At 67.8% G+C, this 16,741-nt stretch carries 15 protein-coding genes and 1 tRNA gene; 7 read left to right on the top strand and 9 right to left on the bottom strand.

All coding sequences use genetic code 11. The features are described from left to right. Nucleotides 1-141 precede the first annotated feature (141 nt). Nucleotides 142-2,235, top strand: coding sequence for an ATP-dependent DNA helicase RecG (recG, locus tag HLH48_RS02615; protein WP_246386735.1), 2,094 nt, complete (start codon nucleotides 142-144; stop codon nucleotides 2,233-2,235). Between the two features lie 28 nt (nucleotides 2,236-2,263). Here the strand turns inward: recG and HLH48_RS02610 are convergent, their stop codons facing one another. Further along, nucleotides 2,264-3,259 (bottom strand): lipid A deacylase LpxR family protein, encoded by a 996-nt coding sequence (locus HLH48_RS02610; RefSeq protein ID WP_246386733.1) that lies wholly within the window; start codon nucleotides 3,257-3,259, stop codon nucleotides 2,264-2,266. A 404-nt stretch (nucleotides 3,260-3,663) separates the two neighbouring features. Between HLH48_RS02610 and HLH48_RS23500 the strand changes: the two genes are divergently transcribed. Further along, a complete protein-coding gene (locus tag HLH48_RS23500) occupies nucleotides 3,664-4,359 on the top strand; it encodes a cold-shock protein (RefSeq protein ID WP_182995937.1) in 696 nt (231 codons plus the stop codon). Nucleotides 4,360-4,445: 86 nt separating this feature from the next. Here the strand turns inward: HLH48_RS23500 and smpB are convergent, their stop codons facing one another. From smpB to HLH48_RS02585, 4 genes are all read right to left on the bottom strand, one after another. Next, entirely contained in the window at nucleotides 4,446-4,934 is a 489-nt protein-coding gene (gene smpB, locus HLH48_RS02600; RefSeq protein ID WP_182995936.1) for an SsrA-binding protein SmpB, read from the bottom strand. A gap of 5 nt (nucleotides 4,935-4,939) precedes the next feature. After that, the gene (dapA, locus tag HLH48_RS02595) at nucleotides 4,940-5,821 is read right to left on the bottom strand and encodes a 4-hydroxy-tetrahydrodipicolinate synthase (protein ID WP_220794979.1); all 882 of its coding nucleotides are present in this window, start codon (nucleotides 5,819-5,821) and stop codon (nucleotides 4,940-4,942) included. Between the two features lie 89 nt (nucleotides 5,822-5,910). After that, complete coding sequence (locus tag HLH48_RS02590) at nucleotides 5,911-6,786, bottom strand: prephenate dehydratase (RefSeq protein WP_182995934.1); 876 nt, start codon at nucleotides 6,784-6,786, stop codon at nucleotides 5,911-5,913. Next, entirely contained in the window at nucleotides 6,783-7,526 is a 744-nt protein-coding gene (locus HLH48_RS02585; protein WP_182995933.1) for a 3-deoxy-manno-octulosonate cytidylyltransferase, read from the bottom strand. Before HLH48_RS02585 ends, HLH48_RS02590 begins: the two co-directional genes overlap by 4 nt. Nucleotides 7,527-7,707: 181 nt before the next feature. Here HLH48_RS02585 and HLH48_RS02580 point away from each other — a divergent pair, with 181 nt between their 5' ends. From HLH48_RS02580 to HLH48_RS02565, 4 genes are all read left to right on the top strand, one after another. Beyond that, entirely contained in the window at nucleotides 7,708-8,220 is a 513-nt protein-coding gene (locus tag HLH48_RS02580) for a c-type cytochrome (RefSeq protein WP_182995932.1), read from the top strand. Then, nucleotides 8,217-9,035, top strand: coding sequence for an inositol monophosphatase family protein (locus HLH48_RS02575; protein WP_182995931.1), 819 nt, complete (start codon nucleotides 8,217-8,219; stop codon nucleotides 9,033-9,035). The genes HLH48_RS02580 and HLH48_RS02575 overlap by 4 nt, the downstream gene beginning before the upstream one ends. Before the next feature lie 98 nt (nucleotides 9,036-9,133). Further along, nucleotides 9,134-10,399, top strand: a complete 1,266-nt coding sequence (gene serA, locus HLH48_RS02570; RefSeq protein WP_182995930.1) for a phosphoglycerate dehydrogenase — start codon at nucleotides 9,134-9,136, stop codon at nucleotides 10,397-10,399. 85 nt (nucleotides 10,400-10,484) lie between these two features. Then, a tRNA-Thr gene (locus tag HLH48_RS02565) sits at nucleotides 10,485-10,559 on the top strand. 35 nt (nucleotides 10,560-10,594) lie between these two features. On the opposite strand, the gene HLH48_RS02560 is transcribed toward HLH48_RS02565, so the two are convergent. Both HLH48_RS02560 and HLH48_RS02555 read right to left on the bottom strand, forming a co-directional pair. Continuing rightward, nucleotides 10,595-11,791 (bottom strand): glycosyltransferase family 4 protein, encoded by a 1,197-nt coding sequence (locus HLH48_RS02560; protein ID WP_264813372.1) that lies wholly within the window; start codon nucleotides 11,789-11,791, stop codon nucleotides 10,595-10,597. A gap of 260 nt (nucleotides 11,792-12,051) precedes the next feature. Next, nucleotides 12,052-12,768: a response regulator transcription factor gene (locus HLH48_RS02555; RefSeq protein WP_182995928.1), complete on the bottom strand. Its 717-nt coding sequence runs from the start codon at nucleotides 12,766-12,768 to the stop codon at nucleotides 12,052-12,054. A gap of 257 nt (nucleotides 12,769-13,025) precedes the next feature. Here HLH48_RS02555 and HLH48_RS02550 point away from each other — a divergent pair, with 257 nt between their 5' ends. Next, nucleotides 13,026-13,484: a L,D-transpeptidase family protein gene (locus tag HLH48_RS02550; protein ID WP_246386731.1), complete on the top strand. Its 459-nt coding sequence runs from the start codon at nucleotides 13,026-13,028 to the stop codon at nucleotides 13,482-13,484. Between the two features lie 12 nt (nucleotides 13,485-13,496). On the opposite strand, the gene HLH48_RS02545 is transcribed toward HLH48_RS02550, so the two are convergent. Both HLH48_RS02545 and HLH48_RS02540 read right to left on the bottom strand, forming a co-directional pair. Next, nucleotides 13,497-15,335, bottom strand: a complete 1,839-nt coding sequence (locus HLH48_RS02545) for a cation:proton antiporter (protein WP_182995926.1) — start codon at nucleotides 15,333-15,335, stop codon at nucleotides 13,497-13,499. A gap of 100 nt (nucleotides 15,336-15,435) precedes the next feature. Then, nucleotides 15,436-16,728 (bottom strand): RsmB/NOP family class I SAM-dependent RNA methyltransferase, encoded by a 1,293-nt coding sequence (locus tag HLH48_RS02540; protein ID WP_182995925.1) that lies wholly within the window; start codon nucleotides 16,726-16,728, stop codon nucleotides 15,436-15,438. Nucleotides 16,729-16,741: the final 13 nt, after the last annotated feature.

Here is a 16,741-nt window from a genome sequence, read left to right as displayed (position 1 = left end):
GCCCGGATATGGTTTCGTTTTGTTCCTTCGCGTTGCTGTCCTATAGCCCTCCGGCGGGGCCCTGTCAGCCCGGCAGTCGCACCCGCCCGGAGAAACGCCCCCGGAGCAATGAGAACGATCGAACCAGGCGCGCCCGACACCATGATCCAGGACAACTCACGGGCCCTTCTCGGCCCGCTGCTGGCCCCGCTCGCCACGCTTCCCGGGGTCGGCGCCGCCACCGCCAAATTGCTGGCGCGCGCCACAGGCGGGACACGCGTGGCCGACCTGCTGTTCCATCTTCCCGATTCCGTGATCGACCGCCGCTATCGTCCCCTGATGCGCGACGCCATTCCGGGCCGGATCTGCACGCTGTCGGGCCGCGTGCAGCGGCTCGACGCGCCGGCGCGCGGCACGCGCCAGCCTTGGCGGGTTCGCCTGTCGGACGACAGCGGCGCCATCGAACTGGCCTTTTTCTCGCCCTATCAGGCGCGGCAGATGGTCGTCGGCAGCGATGTCGCGGTCTCCGGCATGCTGGACGCGTTCGGCGACCGCCTGTCGATCGCCAACCCCGACCATATCGTGCCGGGCGGCGAGATCGGACGGATCCCGCTGCTGGACCCGGTCTGGCCCCTGACGGCGGGGCTTTTTCCCCGCCAGGTCCGCAACGCCCTGCGGCAGGCGATGCCGCTGCTTCCCGAACTGCCGGAATGGCTGGACCCCACCCTGGTCGCACGGCGCCACTGGCCGGATTTCGCAACCGCATTGCGCCAACTGCATTGCCCCGACGACTTTCCCGACCTGTTGAAGGACGACGCCTACGCCGCCGCGTCGGAAAGGGCGCGCCTGCGCCTGGCCTGCGACGAATTGCTGGCGGAACAGGTGGCGATGGCCGAGGCCAGGCGGCGCAACCGCAACCGTCCCGGCCGCGCGGTCGTGCCGACCGGCACGCTGCGCGCCATCGCGCTGGAGCGGTTCGGCTACCGCCCCACCGGCGCCCAGGCCCGCGCCCTGCGCGAAATCGATGCCGACCTGGCCTCGCCGCGCCCGATGCTGCGACTGGTGCAGGGCGATGTCGGCGCGGGCAAGACGCTGGTCGCGCTGCTGGCGATGCTGGGCGCGGTCGAGGCCGGCCACCAGGCGGTGCTGATGGCGCCGACCGAAATCCTGGCCCGCCAGCATCTGGCCACCTTCACCCGGCTGGCTCCGGTCCCGGTCGCCTTTCTCAGCGGCAGCATCAAGGGCCGGGCCCGGCGCGCGGTGCTGGAGGACATCGCCACCGGCCACGCGAAGCTGGTGGTGGGCACGCATGCGCTGTTCCAGGACAAGGTGGCATTCGCCGACCTGGCGCTGGCGGTGATCGACGAACAGCACCGTTTCGGCGTCGAACAACGGCTCCTGCTGGGTGAAAAAGGTCACCTGACCGACATCCTGGTCATGACCGCCACCCCGATCCCCCGCACCCTTCTGCTGACACAGTGGGGCGAGATGCAGGTCAGCCGCCTGGACGAAAAGCCGGCGGGACGACTGCCGATCCGCACCTCGCTGCACGCCATGGCGTCGCTGGGCGACCTGCTGGAAGGCGTTGCCCGCGCCATCGCGGGCGGCGCCCGCGTCTTCTGGGTCTGCCCGCTGGTCAGCGAGAGCGAGGCGCTGGACATCGCGGCGGCCGAGGCGCGCTTCGCGGTCCTGGCCGAGCGTTTCGGGCCGCTGGTGGGGCTGGCGCACGGCCGGCAGGACATCACGGTGCGCGAGGCCGCGATCGCCGATTTCGCCGCCGGGCGCACGCGCATCCTGGTCGCGACGACGGTGATCGAGGTCGGGGTCGACATCCCTGCCGCCACGGTGATGGTGATCGAACATGCCGAACGGTTCGGCCTGGCCCAGTTGCATCAGTTGCGCGGCCGCGTCGGGCGCGGCGGCGCCGAATCGTTCTGCCTGCTGCTGCATGACGACGCGCTGGGCGGCACGGCGCGACGCAGGCTATCGCTGCTGCGCGATACCGAGGACGGCTTCCTGATCGCGGACGAGGATTTCCGCCTGCGCGGCGGCGGCGACCTGGCGGGCCGCCGCCAGTCCGGCCTCCCCGACCTGCGGCTGGCGACCGGCGCCAGGCTGGACCTGCTGGTGACGATCGCGGCGCAGGACGCGCAGCGGATCGTCGAAGGCGGCGCCGAGGCACGGCGCGAGGCGGTCGCGCTGGCGGTGGACCTGTTCGACCGCCGCGACGCCGCGCGAACGCTGCGATCCGGCTAGGCGCCCAGCCGGAAAGGCGTCCCGCGCCTCAGAACTTCGCGGAGAGCGCGAGCGACCCGTAATTGAACAGCCCGCTGCGCGCGCCCCGGAATTCCTGGGTCTGCCACACCTGGCTGTAGGACAGGCGCATGCCGTGCCACATGATCGCGACGCCGGCATGGATCTCGCCCACATCCCACTTCACCGGCACATGCGGCGAATTGCTGCGCATCGTATTGCCCTGGAGGGTGGCGTCGTACCCGACGGCCGAGCCGGTTACGTTGCCAAAGGCATACCATGCCACCGGTCGCGTCAGCCGGTAGGCATCGGTGCCGTCGGTGCCCGGCCCGATGATCGGCGTGCCGAAATCGCTGTTCAGCCCCTGGCCGATGCGGAACGTATCGGCCACCGACCCATAGATCCGGTAATCGCCGATCGCGGCCGAAGCGGCGGGCAGCATGTCCATCGAAATGCCGAAGACGTCGGCCAGCGGCAGCCGCCAGGTCCGCCCGGCCTGCACCTGGAAGATCGGCTGGTTCTGCAACTGATGCTTCCAGCCCAGGTTCTTGGTGTCGCCGATCGCGCCGTGGAAGCCGTTCTGCAATTTCTCGCCCAGTCCGGCCGGCCCCATGACGCCGACCTGAATCCCGAACACCGACCGGGACAGATCGGTATCGTTGATCAGGTTGACGGTGCCCAGCAGCAGGCTGGCATAGGGGCGGTCGCGCGGCGAGGGCGTGCTGAGCTGCGTATCGTGCGGGGTAAAGATAAGCTGTTGCAGCCCCATGCTGATGCGGGTGACGCCCGCCCCCATGATGGCATGGTTGATGGTCTCGATCGGCGCCGGCTGGTTGTCGGTGGCCGACGTCCAGTTCAGGCGCAGGCCGCTGGTATAATACTGGTCCGACGTGCCCTTCAGCGTGCTGACCGCGTCGTTCTCGCCCTGGAGCGTCCAGGTTCCATACGGGTCCTGCAACGGGGTGGCGCGGGCATGGAAGGACGCCGCGAAGCATCCGAGTCCGGCCAGCGTGCCGACACGTGCCATCCAAAGGGCTGTTCTGTTTGTCTTTGTCCGGCCCATCAGCTTTCCTTTCCCATGCGCGACGCCGTATCCGACCGCGCCCTTCGCCTGTCTAAAACGTCCGGGCGTTTCAAGAAACCCCACCGATGGCTTTCGTGATCGCCGGACGCGCGGCGGACCCTGCGCGCGCATTCATCCCCGCTCACATTAAAGATGACACGCCCGATGGAACCGTCGGCCGGAGATATGCTTATCTGTATTGGATGCCGCCGCATTCGTGCTAGGCTCCGCGCGGGGAAAGGATGCTGTCCGCCACGGCCGCTCATGCGGTTCGGAGAACGGTTGTGTAATGCCTTGATCCAGCAAAATTTCTTCATCCGGTGGCTCCTGGGACAGGACCCGCCAACTAGACCTCGGGATTACGACCGTTGAGAAGTAACAGGACCGACCGCAGCTCCCGTTCCCCGCGCCGCGGCGGATTTGACGACGATTTCATGTCGCCGCCGACATTTGGTGATCGTGGCAGCAGCAACAGCGGCGCACCGCGTCGCCCCATGGGTGGCGGTGGCGCGCCCTCGCAGGTGATCGCCTCGGGACCGGAGATCAGCGCGACCGTAAAGTGGTTCAACAGCGAGAAGGGCTTCGGCTTCGTCGAACTGGCGGACGGCACGGGCGACGTCTTCCTTCATGCCAATGCGCTGGCGCAGAGCGGGCACAGCTCCGTCTCCCCCGGCACGACGCTGGAGGTCCGCATCGGCCAGGGTCCGAAGGGCCGTCAGGTCGCCTCGGTCAGCTCGGTTGACGAAAGCACCGCCCAGCCGGAACGTCCGCGTGGCTTCGGCGCCGGCGCCCCGCGCGCGCCCGGTGGCTTCGGCGGCGCCCGCCCGTCCCGCCCCGCCCCCGACCTGTCGCAGGCGCAGGAAATGCGCGGCGTGGTGAAGTGGTACAACGCCACGAAGGGCTTCGGCTTCATCACCCCGGAAAGCGGCGGCAAGGATATCTTCGTCCACGCCTCGGCGCTGGAGCGCTCGGGCCTGACGGGCCTGACGGAAGGCCAGACGGCGAATGTCCAGGTCGTCCAGGGCCAGAAGGGCCCCGAGGCGGCGTCGATCAGCGTCGACTGATCGGGCTTCCGCCCCATCGATCAGCAGGGCCGCCCTCGGGCGGCCCTGTTTTTGTCTGGACGCCGGGATCCGGGCGCCGGGAGCGCCTATTCCTTGCCCTTGTTGCGCATCAGTCGCGCCTTGTCGCGCTGCCAGTCGCGCTCGGCGATGGCGTGGCGCTTGTCGGCCTTCTTGCGTCCTTCGCCGATGCCCAGTGTGACCTTGGCCAGGCCACGGTCGTTGAAATGGATATCCAGCGGCACCAGCGTCACGCCCTCGCGCGCCACGGCGCCCAGCAGCTTGTTCACCTGCTTGCCGTGCAGCAGCAGCTTGCGCGGCGCCCGGGGCTCGAAACGCGACAGCACCCCGCCCTGATATTCGGGGATATAGCTGTTGAACAGCCAGATCTCGCCGTTGCGGTCGCCCGCATAGGCTTCGTTGATCGTGGCCCGCCCCATGCGCAGGCTTTTGACCTCCGGCCCCTTCAGCACCAGTCCCGCTTCAAGCGTCTCCAGGATCGTGTAATCGAAACGACCCTTGCGGTTCTGCGCCGCGATCCCGTGCGAGATCATGCCGCTCTTGGTTTTCGCCGCCATGACCGTCAGTCCAGCAGGCCGACGGCGGCCATCGCCTCACGCACCCGCGCGCGGGACTCCTCGGTCAGCGGCGCCAGCGGCAGGCGGCAGGTCTCGCCCGCCAGGCCCAGCAGGCTGGCGGCATATTTCACCGGCACCGGGTTGCTCTCGCAGAACAGCGCGTCATGCAGCGGCGAAAGCCGGTCCTGGATTTCCATCGCCTCGGCCACGCGCCCGTCCTGCCACGCGCGATGCAGTTCGGCGCACAGGCGCGGCGCGACATTCGATGTCACGCTGATGCACCCGTCGCCCCCCGCCGCCAGGAACGAGACCACGGTGCCGTCCTCGCCCGAAAGCTGATTGAAGGGCTTGTGACCGATCGCCCGGCGCACCTGGATCGGCCGCAGCAGGTTGGCGGTGGCATCCTTGACGCCGATGATCCTGGCATGGCGCGCCAGGCGCGCCATCGTCTCGACCGAGATCTCGACCACCGAACGGCCTGGAATATTATAGACGATCAGCGGCAGGTCGGTCGCATCGGCAACCGCCATGAAATGCCGGTACAGCCCTTCCTGCGTCGGCTTGTTGTAGTACGGCGCGACCACCAGCACGGCGTCGGCGCCCGCGTCCCTGGCATGCCGGGCCATGGCGACCGCCTCGGCCGTGCTGTTCGAGCCCGCCCCTGCGATGACCGGCACCCGTCCGGCGACGGCCTGGACGGTATATTCGACCACCCGCGCATGCTCGTCATGCGTCAGGGTCGGGCTCTCACCCGTCGTGCCCACCGGCACGACACCCGACGACCCTTCGGTCACCTGCCAATCGAGAAACCGGCCCAGGGCCGGAAAATCCAGCGAGCCATCATCGTTCATCGGCGTAATCAGGGCCGTGATCGAACCCTTGAACATAGTCATTTCCACTCGAATCCCGCAGGATATGATCCTGCCTGCTCTGTCATTCTATCGTGTTAGTGCCGCGCGGGGTGACGAGGCAACCGTCATGGGCCCGGTTCGCCATTTCCACGAAATGGCGAACCCGGATAGACACCCAGGATGGCGGCGCTTTCCGAAAAGAAGGCCAGCTCCGTCAGCGCCTGTCCCAGCGACGCATCCTCGGGGTGCCCCTCGACATCCAGCAGGAACTGCGTGGCGGCGAACGAGCCATCGAGCATATAGCTCTCCAGCCGCGTCATGTTCACGCCATTGGTGGCGAAGCCGCCCAGCACCTTGTACAGCGCGCCGGCCGTGTTGCGAACGCGGAACAGCACGGTCGTCATCGTGCCCTTCCGGCCCGGCGGGGGCCGGACGGCATCGCGCGAGGCGATATAGAAGCGGGTGGTATTATGGGCCGCGTCCTCGACATTGTGGCGCAGCACCACCAGCCCGTTCAGTTCCCCCGCCAGCGACGAGGCCACGGCGACCTCTTCGGGATTGTTCCACCGGGCCACCAGTTCGGCGGCGCCGGCGGTATCGAATTCCACCACCGGGGTCAGGTTCAGCCTCTGGATGATGCCGCGGATCTGGCTCATGGCGACAGGATGGGTATGGACCCGTCTCGCCTGCGCGATCGTGCTGCCCGGCACGCCCAGCAGGCAATGCTCGACCCGCTGGAAATGTTCACCGACGATGTTCAGCCCCGCCTGCGGCAGCAGGGCGTGGATATCGGGCACCCGGCCCGCCAGGCTGTTCTCGCAGGCCAGCATGCCCAGGTCGGCCCGCCCGTCATGAACGGCGGCGATCGCATCGGCAAAGGTCTCGCACGGCAGCGTCGTCCATCCCGGAAAGGCCTGCCGGCACGCCAGGTCGGAATAAGCGCCCGGCCGTCCCTGAAAGGCGATGATCCCCGTCCGCGGGATCGACGGCGCGCCGCTCATGCGACGGTCTCCAGGATGCGGCGCGCGCGCTCCAGGTCCGCCGGGGTATCCACGCCGAAGGGCGCGACCGCGATCCGGGCGCACCCGATGGTCATTCCCGCCTCCAGCGCCCTCAATTGTTCCAGCTTCTCACGTTTTTCCAACGGCGCCTCCGGCAGGGCCACGAACCGCGCCAGCGCCGCCCGGCGATAGGCGTAGATCCCGACATGATGCCACAGCACTCCAGCCCCCCACGGAATCGCCGCGCGCGAAAAATACAGCGCCCGCGCCACGGCACGCGGCGCCCCATCGGCAAAGGCGCACGCCACCTTGACCACCGAAGCCGCCTCGGCCTCGCCGGGTTCGGCGATCGGGGCGACCAGCGTGCCGATATCGACCGCCCGATCGGCCAGCGGCAGCAGGGCGGCGGCCAGCGTCTCCGGCACCAGACCCGGCAGGTCGCCCTGGAGGTTCAGCACGACGTCATGCCGCCCGTCCGGGTCCACGGTCGCCAGCGCATGCCACACCCGGTCCGAGCCCGATGGCAGGGCCGGATCGGTCAGCACCGCCCTGCCCCCCGCATCCTCCACCACCCGCGCCAGCTCAGGCTCGGCCACCGCGACCACGATCGGCCCGATATCGGCGGCGCGCGCGCGCTCCAGAACATGCAGGATCATGGGCCGGCCGCCGATCATGGCCAGCGGCTTGCCCGGAAGGCGCGTCGAGGCCATGCGGGCGGGAATGATGACGATCGGATTCATGCGGACACGCAGGGGCCTTGACACTCGAAAGCGGCGGAAACGTCCGGCCGGGGAAACGCCGCTGCGGACATGCGCTCCGTCCCGTTGGCACGGCCCCACGCTGCTTCACACAAGGCGGGCGGCAGTCTAGGTAAGGACCGCCCCCCATGCAACCGAAACACGGACGGAGCCCGGATCCAAGATGGACAGCCACGACGCCAACCGCATCGGCGCCGCGATCCTGCTGACCGCGCTGGCGGTGGCGGGCAGCGCCTGGATGGGGCGCCTGGCCGTACCCGCCATCATTCCGCCCCGCCCGGCCTTCGCCCTGCCCGAGCCCCCCGGCGGGGCCGCCGGCCCGTCTCTGGCCGATGCGCTCGCCCATGCCGACCCCAGGGCCGGACAGCTCCTCGCGGCGCGAACCTGCGCGATCTGCCACAGCTTCACACGGGGCGCCCCGCCGACGGTCGGGCCGAACCTGTCCGGTGTCGCCGGCACCCCGATCGCCGACGTTCCCGGCTATGTATTTTCACCAGCCCTGTCGGCGCACCGGTCGGAGTTCTGGACCGACGACGCGCTCGCGACGTGGCTGGAAAGCCCAGCCCGCTTCGCGCCGGGCACCCGCATGGCATTCCCCGGCCTGCCCGATATCCGCGATCGCGCGGCGATCATCGCCTATCTGCACACCTTGTCCGATGGAGGACGCCAGCCATGACCCCACCCGGTCTCACCCCGGCCGACGCCGACCGCCTGCTCGAAGCGGCGACGGCGGCGGCCGATGCCGCCGCATGCGTGATCCGCCCATTCTTCCGGGCCGGAATCTCGGTGGACGACAAGAGCGACAGCAGCCCGGTCACGGTCGCCGACCGCACGGCCGAACGCACGATTCGGGCGATCCTGGCCGAACGCCTGCCCGATCACGCGGTGCTGGGCGAGGAATTCGGGCTGGAACGCGGCGATGCGCGCCGGTGCTGGGTGATCGACCCGATCGACGGCACGCGGGCCTTCGTCACCGGCCGCCCGACCTTCGGCACCCTGATCGCGCTGCTCGATGACGGGGTACCCGTGCTGGGCCTCATCGACCAGCCGATCACCGGCGAACGCTGGATCGGCGTGCGCGGCCGGCCGACACGCTACGAGTCCGGCCTGCCCGGCACGGTCGGCACCCGGCGCTGCGCCGCGCTCAACCTGGCGGAACTGTCCTGCACCTCGCCCGAGATGATCGCGGACGCCCCTACCCCGCATTGGGACGCCCTGCGCCGCGCCGCCCGGCGCGTCACCTGGGGCGGCGATTGCTATGCCTACGGCCTGCTGGCACTGGGCCAGGTGGATCTGGTCGCGGAATGCACGATGAAAATCTGGGACTGGGCCGCCCTGGTGCCGGTCGTGGAAGGGGCCGGCGGCCGGATGACCGACTGGCACGGCCGCCCGCTGCGCGCCGATGGCGACGGCACGGTGCTGGCCGTGGGCGACCCGGCGATACTGGCCGACGCCGTGTCGCTGCTGAACACGGGCCGTCCGGCGGGTTGAACGCATGCGACATGGCACCGATGCCATCCTTCCCCTATCCATTTATCCGCCGATCGGATAGGAGCACCATCTTCACCGAATAAACGCGAGTATTCGAGATGAGCAGCGAAGCCACCTCCCACCTGTCCCTCCCCAAGGACAAGATCCGCATCCTGCTTCTCGAAGGCATCCATGACAGCGCCGTGTCGCTGCTGAAGGCCAACGGGTACGAGAATGTCACGCGCCTCAAGACCGCCCTGGAAGGGGCGGCGCTCCGCGAGGCACTGGAAGGCGTGCATATCGTGGGTATCCGCTCCCGCACCCAGTTGACCGACGAGGTCCTGGCCCATGCCGACCGGCTGATCGCCGTGGGCTGCTTCTGCATCGGCACCAACCAGGTCAACCTGACGGCGGCGCGCGGCCACGGCATTCCGGTCTTCAACGCTCCGTTCAGCAATACGCGCTCGGTCGCCGAACTGGTGATGGGCGAGGTCGTGATGCTGATGCGGCGGATTTTTCCCCGCTCGGTCCAGTGCCACGCGGGCGGCTGGAACAAATCCGCCGCCAATAGCTGGGAAGTCCGGGGCAAGACCCTGGGCATCGTCGGCTACGGCTCGATCGGCTCGCAGCTCTCCGTGCTGGCCGAGGCCTTCGGCATGCGGGTGATCTATTACGATGTGATCGACAAGCTGGTCCACGGCAACGCCACCCCGGTCGACACGCTGGCCGACCTGCTGGGGCAGAGCGACGTGGTCAGCGTGCATGTGCCGCAACTGCCCAGCACCGCGAACCTGATCGGCGCCGAGCAGATCCGCGCGATGAAGCCGGGCTCGTTCCTGATCAACAACGCCCGTGGCAATGTCGTCGACCTGGACGCCCTGGCCGACGCCCTGCGCGACGGCCACCTGCTCGGGGCCGCGATCGACGTGTTCCCGACCGAACCCAAGGGGGCCGGCGATTCCTTCGTCTCCCCGCTCCAGGGTCTGGAGAACGTCATCCTCACCCCGCATATCGGTGGCTCGACCGCCGAGGCGCAGGAGCGGATCGGCGTCGAGGTCGCGCGCAAGCTGATCGAATATTCCGACGTGGGCTCCACCCTGGGCGCCGTCAATTTCCCGACGGTGCAGTTGCCCGAAAGCCCGCGCGGCACTCGCTTCATGCACGTCCACAGCAATGTCCCCGGCATCATGTTGCAGATCAACGAGATCTTCATGGCGGAGAACAGCAACATCACGGCCCAGTATCTCCAGACGGACGGCGAACTGGGCTATGTGGTGGTCGAGGCCGAAACCGGACGCGACCTCGACAAGGACAACCGGATCCTGCGCCGCCTGCGCGACCTCAAGGGCACGATCCGCGCTCGCCTGCTGTACCAGCAGCGGTGATCGGACAGGGGGGCCGGGATCGAGATCCCGGCCCCCTGCGCTCTTGACCCGTTGGAAAGAGAGCGGCAAAACAGGCGCGGCCGTCGCCGGGTTAGCACAGCGGTAGTGCAGCGGTTTTGTAAACCGAAGGCCGGGGGTTCAAATCCCTCACCCGGCACCACAATCCTTCCGCATCGGCAACCCCCGCCGACGCCGTCAGTGTCCGGAAGACAGAACGGACCGGTACATTTCCCCCAGTCGCTCTTCGTATTTTTTCATATCGAAACGCGCGGCCTGTCGCGGTCCCTGCTCGCTCAGGCCGGCACACAGCGCATCATTGCCGTCGAGTTCCTCGATACCGGCGCTGATGGCCGCACCGTCATACGCATCGACGAATAACGCCGCCTGTCCCGCGACTTCCGGCAGCGCGCCTTCACGCGAGGTCAGCACCGGCGTCCCCCACGCCAGCGCTTCCAGCACCGGCAGCCCGAAGCCTTCCGAGAGCGAGGGAAACAGAACCGCGCGCGCCGCGCGAATCAACGCTGCCAGAAGCGGGGCCGGCAGATAGTCCAGCTTCTGGATGCGCCCGGCGGCGATGCCGCGCTCCAGGAAACGAAGCTCATCCTCGGTCTTCCAGCTCATGGCCCCCACGATGACGAGCGGGCGGTCCGTCCGCGCCATGAGGAACGCCTCGATCAGGCGCCCGATATTCTTCTTCGGCTCCAGCGAGCCGAAAAACAAGAAAAACCCCCCGGGGCGCAGACCGAACAATTCCCTGATTTCCTGGGTGATTCCCGCCTCACGCGCGGCGTCGATCGCCGTACTGGGCTCGAACGACTGGTATGTATTGTGCAGTCGCTTGTTCACATCCGGGAAGAACGACAGAATCTCCTCTCTCGAGGCTTCCGACACGGTACAGATCGCATCCGCGCTTTCCGCCAGCGCACTGATTAATTTGAAATGATCCTTTTTGTTACCAAGCGTCGTCTGCGGCAGTCTCAGCGGCACGAGATCATGAATAGTGTAGATATTTTTTGCCCCTTTGACCCTGATGGGCAAAGGATAGGTCCAATGCATGATCGCCGGCGGATTGGGAACGGAGACCGTCACGAAGCGGCCCGTCGATCGAAAATGCCGTCCCGCGGCGCGAAAGAGCCTCCGGACGTTCAGCAGACGGTCGAATGCCGGCAGGCGCTGGGCGAAATCACGCACCTCCACCCGGCCGCTGATCGGCACCTCGACCGCCTTGCGCCGCCCCGTGACCGTCTCGGCAACATATTCCCGGACCCAGCGCGCGGTGCTGGTTTTCGGACCGCCCGCACCGGCGGACGCGCCGAGAATGTCGAAGAACATGATTTCCCGCAGGTCGGCCGACATGCGGGGGGAAATGTCCATGCCGTAGACGACATCCACCGTTCCCCCCATCGCCTTGAGACAATGGGTCAAGGTGCGCGCATAGGTCGCAATGCCCGTTCCGCGCGGAAGCGCCAGATTATAGCCGTCCACCCCGACATGGAGGGGAAAATCTCGTGTCAATATGGCCTCGCAGGAAAGAACCGTGCCTGTCCGGGGGACGCCGGGGAAATCCGCGGGCGATGACGGATCACGGTGGCGCGGGCTCGCGCGCCATGAAACGGGGGGGCGTTCACGGCGTCACGTCGAACGCCGCGCGATCAGGAGGCTCGCGCCCCCCCTTCCGGGTCGAGGCGATACCCGCCGCCCTCGGTCACCAGCAGCGAGGCATTGGTGGGATCGGGCTCGATCTTCTGCCGCAGGCGATAGATATGGGTTTCCAGCGTATGGGTGGTGACGGCGGCGTTATAGCCCCAGACCTCGTTCAACAGGACCTGGCGCGGCACCGGCCGGGTCCCCGCCCGGTAGAGGAATTTCAGAATCGCCGCTTCCTTCTCCGTCAGGCGGATACGGCGGTTGCGGGCGGGCTCCTGCAACAGCTTGGCCGAAGGACGGAAGACATACGGCCCGATCGAAAAGACCGCATCCTCGCTGTTCTCGAAGATACGCATCTGGGCACGCAGGCGGGCCAGCAGCTCGGCGATGCGGAACGGCTTGGCGACATAATCGTTCGCTCCGGCGTCCAGCCCGCGCACGACATCCGTCTCCTCGTCCGAACCGGTCAGGATGATGATCGGAATCCGCTTTCCCTGTCGCCGCAGTTCCGCGCAGAAATCGCGCCCGTCGCCATCGGGCAGCGTCACGTCCAGGATAATGGCGTCGAATCGGGCTCCCGCCGCATTCAGCTTCTCCCAGGCGTCAGCCACCGATTCGGCCTCGACTGCCTGGAACTCTCCTTCCAACTGCAATTGTTCGACGAGCATATGACGTAACGTCTGATCGTCATCCACTATCAGAATGGGACGCGCACCTGCCATCGAACCCTCTTTATTTTGACCGGCCCCCATTTACGCGGGGTCGGCATTCTTATCCTATATCATCCCCGCGATGGAAACGGCAGCACCCGGCCCAACCGACATGACGCCCCATCCACTCTTACGGTCGTAACGCCGTATCCAGCCTTCAGGCCCGATAGTTTAAAACCGACTCAGGAAAAAAAGCGATCCAGTTGGAGCGATTCATGATACGCGCGTTACTAAAAACAAATACAGGGCCGACCGCACGCCTGCATTGCATGGGCGATTCCATCCCGGCCATCATCGGTGCCGCCGGTGTCCGTCTCCACAAGCAGGAAGGCGACCACGCCACCCCGGCCGGCCTGCTGCCGCTGACGCGCGTCCTCTATCGCGCCGATCGGGTGGCAGCCCCCGTCAGCCATCTGCCCGTCGAGCCGCTGGCGCCGAATGACGGCTGGTGCGACGACCCCACCCATGCCGACTACAATCGCCCCATCACGCTGCCGCACCCCGCCCGCCATGAACGCCTGTGGCGCGACGACGGCGTTTACAATATCGTGATCGTCCTGGCCTATAACGATTCTCCCCCGGTTCCCGACCGTGGATCGGCGATCTTCCTCCACCTGCAATCGCCGGATCGCCGGCCGACCGAAGGCTGCATCGCCCTGGACGAGGCGGACCTGCGCCGCCTGCTCGCCGCCGGTCTGTCGGAAATCGAGGTCCCTCCGCCCGTCTGACGGAACGGCCCCTCATGCCAGTCCGGTCTGCTCCGGGGGGGTCGGCGGTTCCATGACCACGTCGATGTCGCCAGGCATCGGCTCCACCGGCGCCGCATCCTCGGCCGAACAGATCCAGATCGCGGTGCCTTTGCGCACAGTCAGAATCACCAGGCGATTGCCGTCTCCGCCCGCCGACGACGCAGCGGGCGTGCCGGCTGTCGGCGCCGATACGGGCGGCATGGCACGAAAGCGCCACCCGCGCTCGAACAGCGTTTCGAACAGCGTGAAGTTCCACGCCGGCTCTCCCAGCACCCGCCCGCGCGAGTCGCGGCTCAATCCGCGATACAGATCCAGCCGGGCCACGCCGGGGCTGACCTGGAACACGCGCTGGCGGCCGAAATCCGGGGCCAGCCGGGCACAGACCAGCCCGTTATAGATCGCATCGGGCGTGGCGGCGATCAGGTAGTCGGCGGGGCGTTCCTCCAGGCTTTCTATTCCCTCGTCCGACAGCAATTCGGCCCGCAGCGTCGGAATGCCCGCCCGCGTCGCCGCCGCCAGCGCGCCGGCATAGGTATCCACCAGCACGACCGGGCAGCCCAGACGATGCATCACCCCCGCCAGGTCGGTGGACCACGCACTGGCACCGACGATCGCCAGGGCAGGATCGTCCGACAGCGTCAGGCGCAGGGCACGGGCGAGCGGACGCAGGGAAAACCCATGCAGGATCATGGTGGTCGCGATCAGCGCGAACACGCCGGGCATCACCAGGTCGGCGCTGGGGTAGCCGGCATCGCCCAGTTGCAGGCCGGCCGCCCCCGCCACGGCGGCGGCGACGATGCCGCGCGGCGCGATCCAGCCGACGAACAGCCGCTCCTGCCACGACAGGCGCGAGCGCACGGTGGACAGCAGGATACCGACCGGCCGCACCACGAACAGCACCGTCAGCGTCATTGCCACGATCGGCAGCGACAGGCGGGCCAACACCTCGCGATGCAGGTCGGCCGTCAGCATCACGAACAGGCAGGACACGACCAGCACCCCCAGCGATTCCTTGATGCGGCGCAGTTCGCTCATGCCCAGCACATGCAGGTTCGCCAGCGCCATGCCGAAGACGGTGGCCGCCATCAGCCCCGCCCCTTCCATGAAGAAATTGCAGATGGCGAAGACGCTCATCGCCAGGGTCAGGATGATGGGGATCCGCAGGATTTCCGGAATCAGGTCCCGCCGGGACAGAAACCGCACCAGCACCGCCGGAAAGACGCCGCAGCCCATGCCCATCATGGTGGCGAACAGCAGATGCGGCACGATTTCCGCGATGAACATCCCCGAATGCCGATTGCCCTGGATCATCAGGAATTCCAGCACCAGCGTCGCCAGGATCGCGCCGACCGGGTCGTTCAGGATCGCTTCCCACCGCAGGAAGGCCGCCACCCGGGGGCGCAGCTTGGTATGGCGCAGCAGCGGCAGCACCACCGTCGGCCCGGTCACCACGATAATGGCCCCGAACAGCCACGAGGCTCCCCAATGCAGATGGCCGACGAAATGGGCCGCCAGGGTGCCGAGCACCAGATTGATCGGCAGGGCCACCACCGTCAGCCGCAACACCCCCTCGCCCGCCGCGCGCCACTGGCGGAAATCCAGCCCAAGCCCGCCTTCGAACACGATGAAGGCGACCGCCAGCGAGACCATCGGATGAAAGTAGCGCCCGATCGCCGCCGACGGATGCAGCAGGTTCAGCCCGGGGCCATAGATCAGCCCCAATGCGAACAGCAGGACGATGGCAGGCAGCCGAAACCGCCAGGCAACCCACTGGGCCCCGATACCACCACCCAGTACGCATAAGATCCCTATGGCCAGATTATCCTGCATGCACCTATCCCGGACTGGTGGTTCGAAAGTTCCCGACAGTACTAGAATTTGTCGTGCCGCGTCAGCAGGATGGAACGCCGCACGGATGCGGCGCCCCGATTCAGTCCACCCGCTCCAGCACGGCCGCGAAAAACCCGTCCGTTCCATGGCGCAGCGGCGACAGCGCGATCATGCCATCCCGCGCCAGATCGGGCGGCAGGCCACAATCGGGCGCGGGCCGCGCCAGGCGATAGTGCGGCGATGCCGCCAGGAAGGTCGCGATCCGGTCCTGGTTCTCCTCGCGCAGGACCGAGCAGGTGGCATAGATCAGCCGCCCGCCCGGCCGCACCAGTGTGGCGGCGGTCGACAGGATCTCGCCCTGCTTGGCCGTCAGTTCCTCCAGGTCCCGCTCGCTCAGGCGCAGGCGCGCGTCGGGGTTGCGGCGCCAGGTGCCGGTTCCGGTACAGGGCGCATCGACCAGCACCCGGTCGAAACTGCCGGCCCGCCGCCGCGCCCACCGATCGCCCGGGACCAGAAGATGCCGTTCCGCGTTATGGACCCCCGCCCGGCGCAGCCGGCGCACCGCGCCGTCCAGCCTGGGTTCGGAGACATCGCAGGCCACGATATGGCCGCGATTCTGCATAGTCATGGCCATGCCCAGAGTCTTGCCGGCGGCACCCGCGCAGTAATCCAGCACGCGCATGCCCGGGCGCGCATCGGCCGCCGCCACCACGATCTGGCTGCCTTCGTCCTGAATTTCCACCAGACCGGCCTTGAAGGCTGCCGTCGCCGTCACCGGCTGCCGCCCCGGCACGCGCAGGCCCCAGGGCGAAAGGGTCGTCTCCTCGGCGTCGATGCCCCCTTCCGCCAGCAGGCGCGCCGCCTCCCGGCGCGTCGTCTTCAGCAGGTTGACCCGCAGATCCAGCGGCGCCTCGCCTCCCAGCGCCGCGATCTCGGCTTCCAGCGTGGTGCCGAACATGTCGGCCAGCCTGGGCAGCAGCCAGTCCGGCACTTCCAGGCGAACCGCCTGCGGCATTTCGGGGCTGTCCAGCGACTGCCCCCGCAGCCGCGCCGCGAGATCCTGCTCGGCCGCCGTCAGCGGCGCCGCGCCATACCGGTCACCCGAAAACAGGGCCGCGGGCACCTCGCCGGGCCGGGGCATCACCTGCATCGCGGCAATCAGGCGGGCGCGGGGGGAGGCGGGCGCCCCGACCCGCTCCAGCCACCAGCCGAGATGGCGCCAGTGCCGCAGCACCGCCCACACCCGGTCGGAAACCGCGCGACGGTCCCCGCCACCGATATAGCGGCGCTCGCGGAAGAAGGCATTGGCAACCGCGTCGGCGGGGCGACGCGGCGCCGCTTCCATTTCCGACAGCAGATCGATGGCGGCAGCAAGCCGCGCGCTGGGCGTCATAGTCGTCCTGTCA

Source organism: Gluconacetobacter sacchari, assembly GCF_014174255.1.
GTDB lineage: Bacteria > Pseudomonadota > Alphaproteobacteria > Acetobacterales > Acetobacteraceae > Gluconacetobacter > Gluconacetobacter sacchari.
Note: the sequence above shows the minus strand (reverse complement) of the source record. Positions and strands in the feature narration are given on the sequence as shown.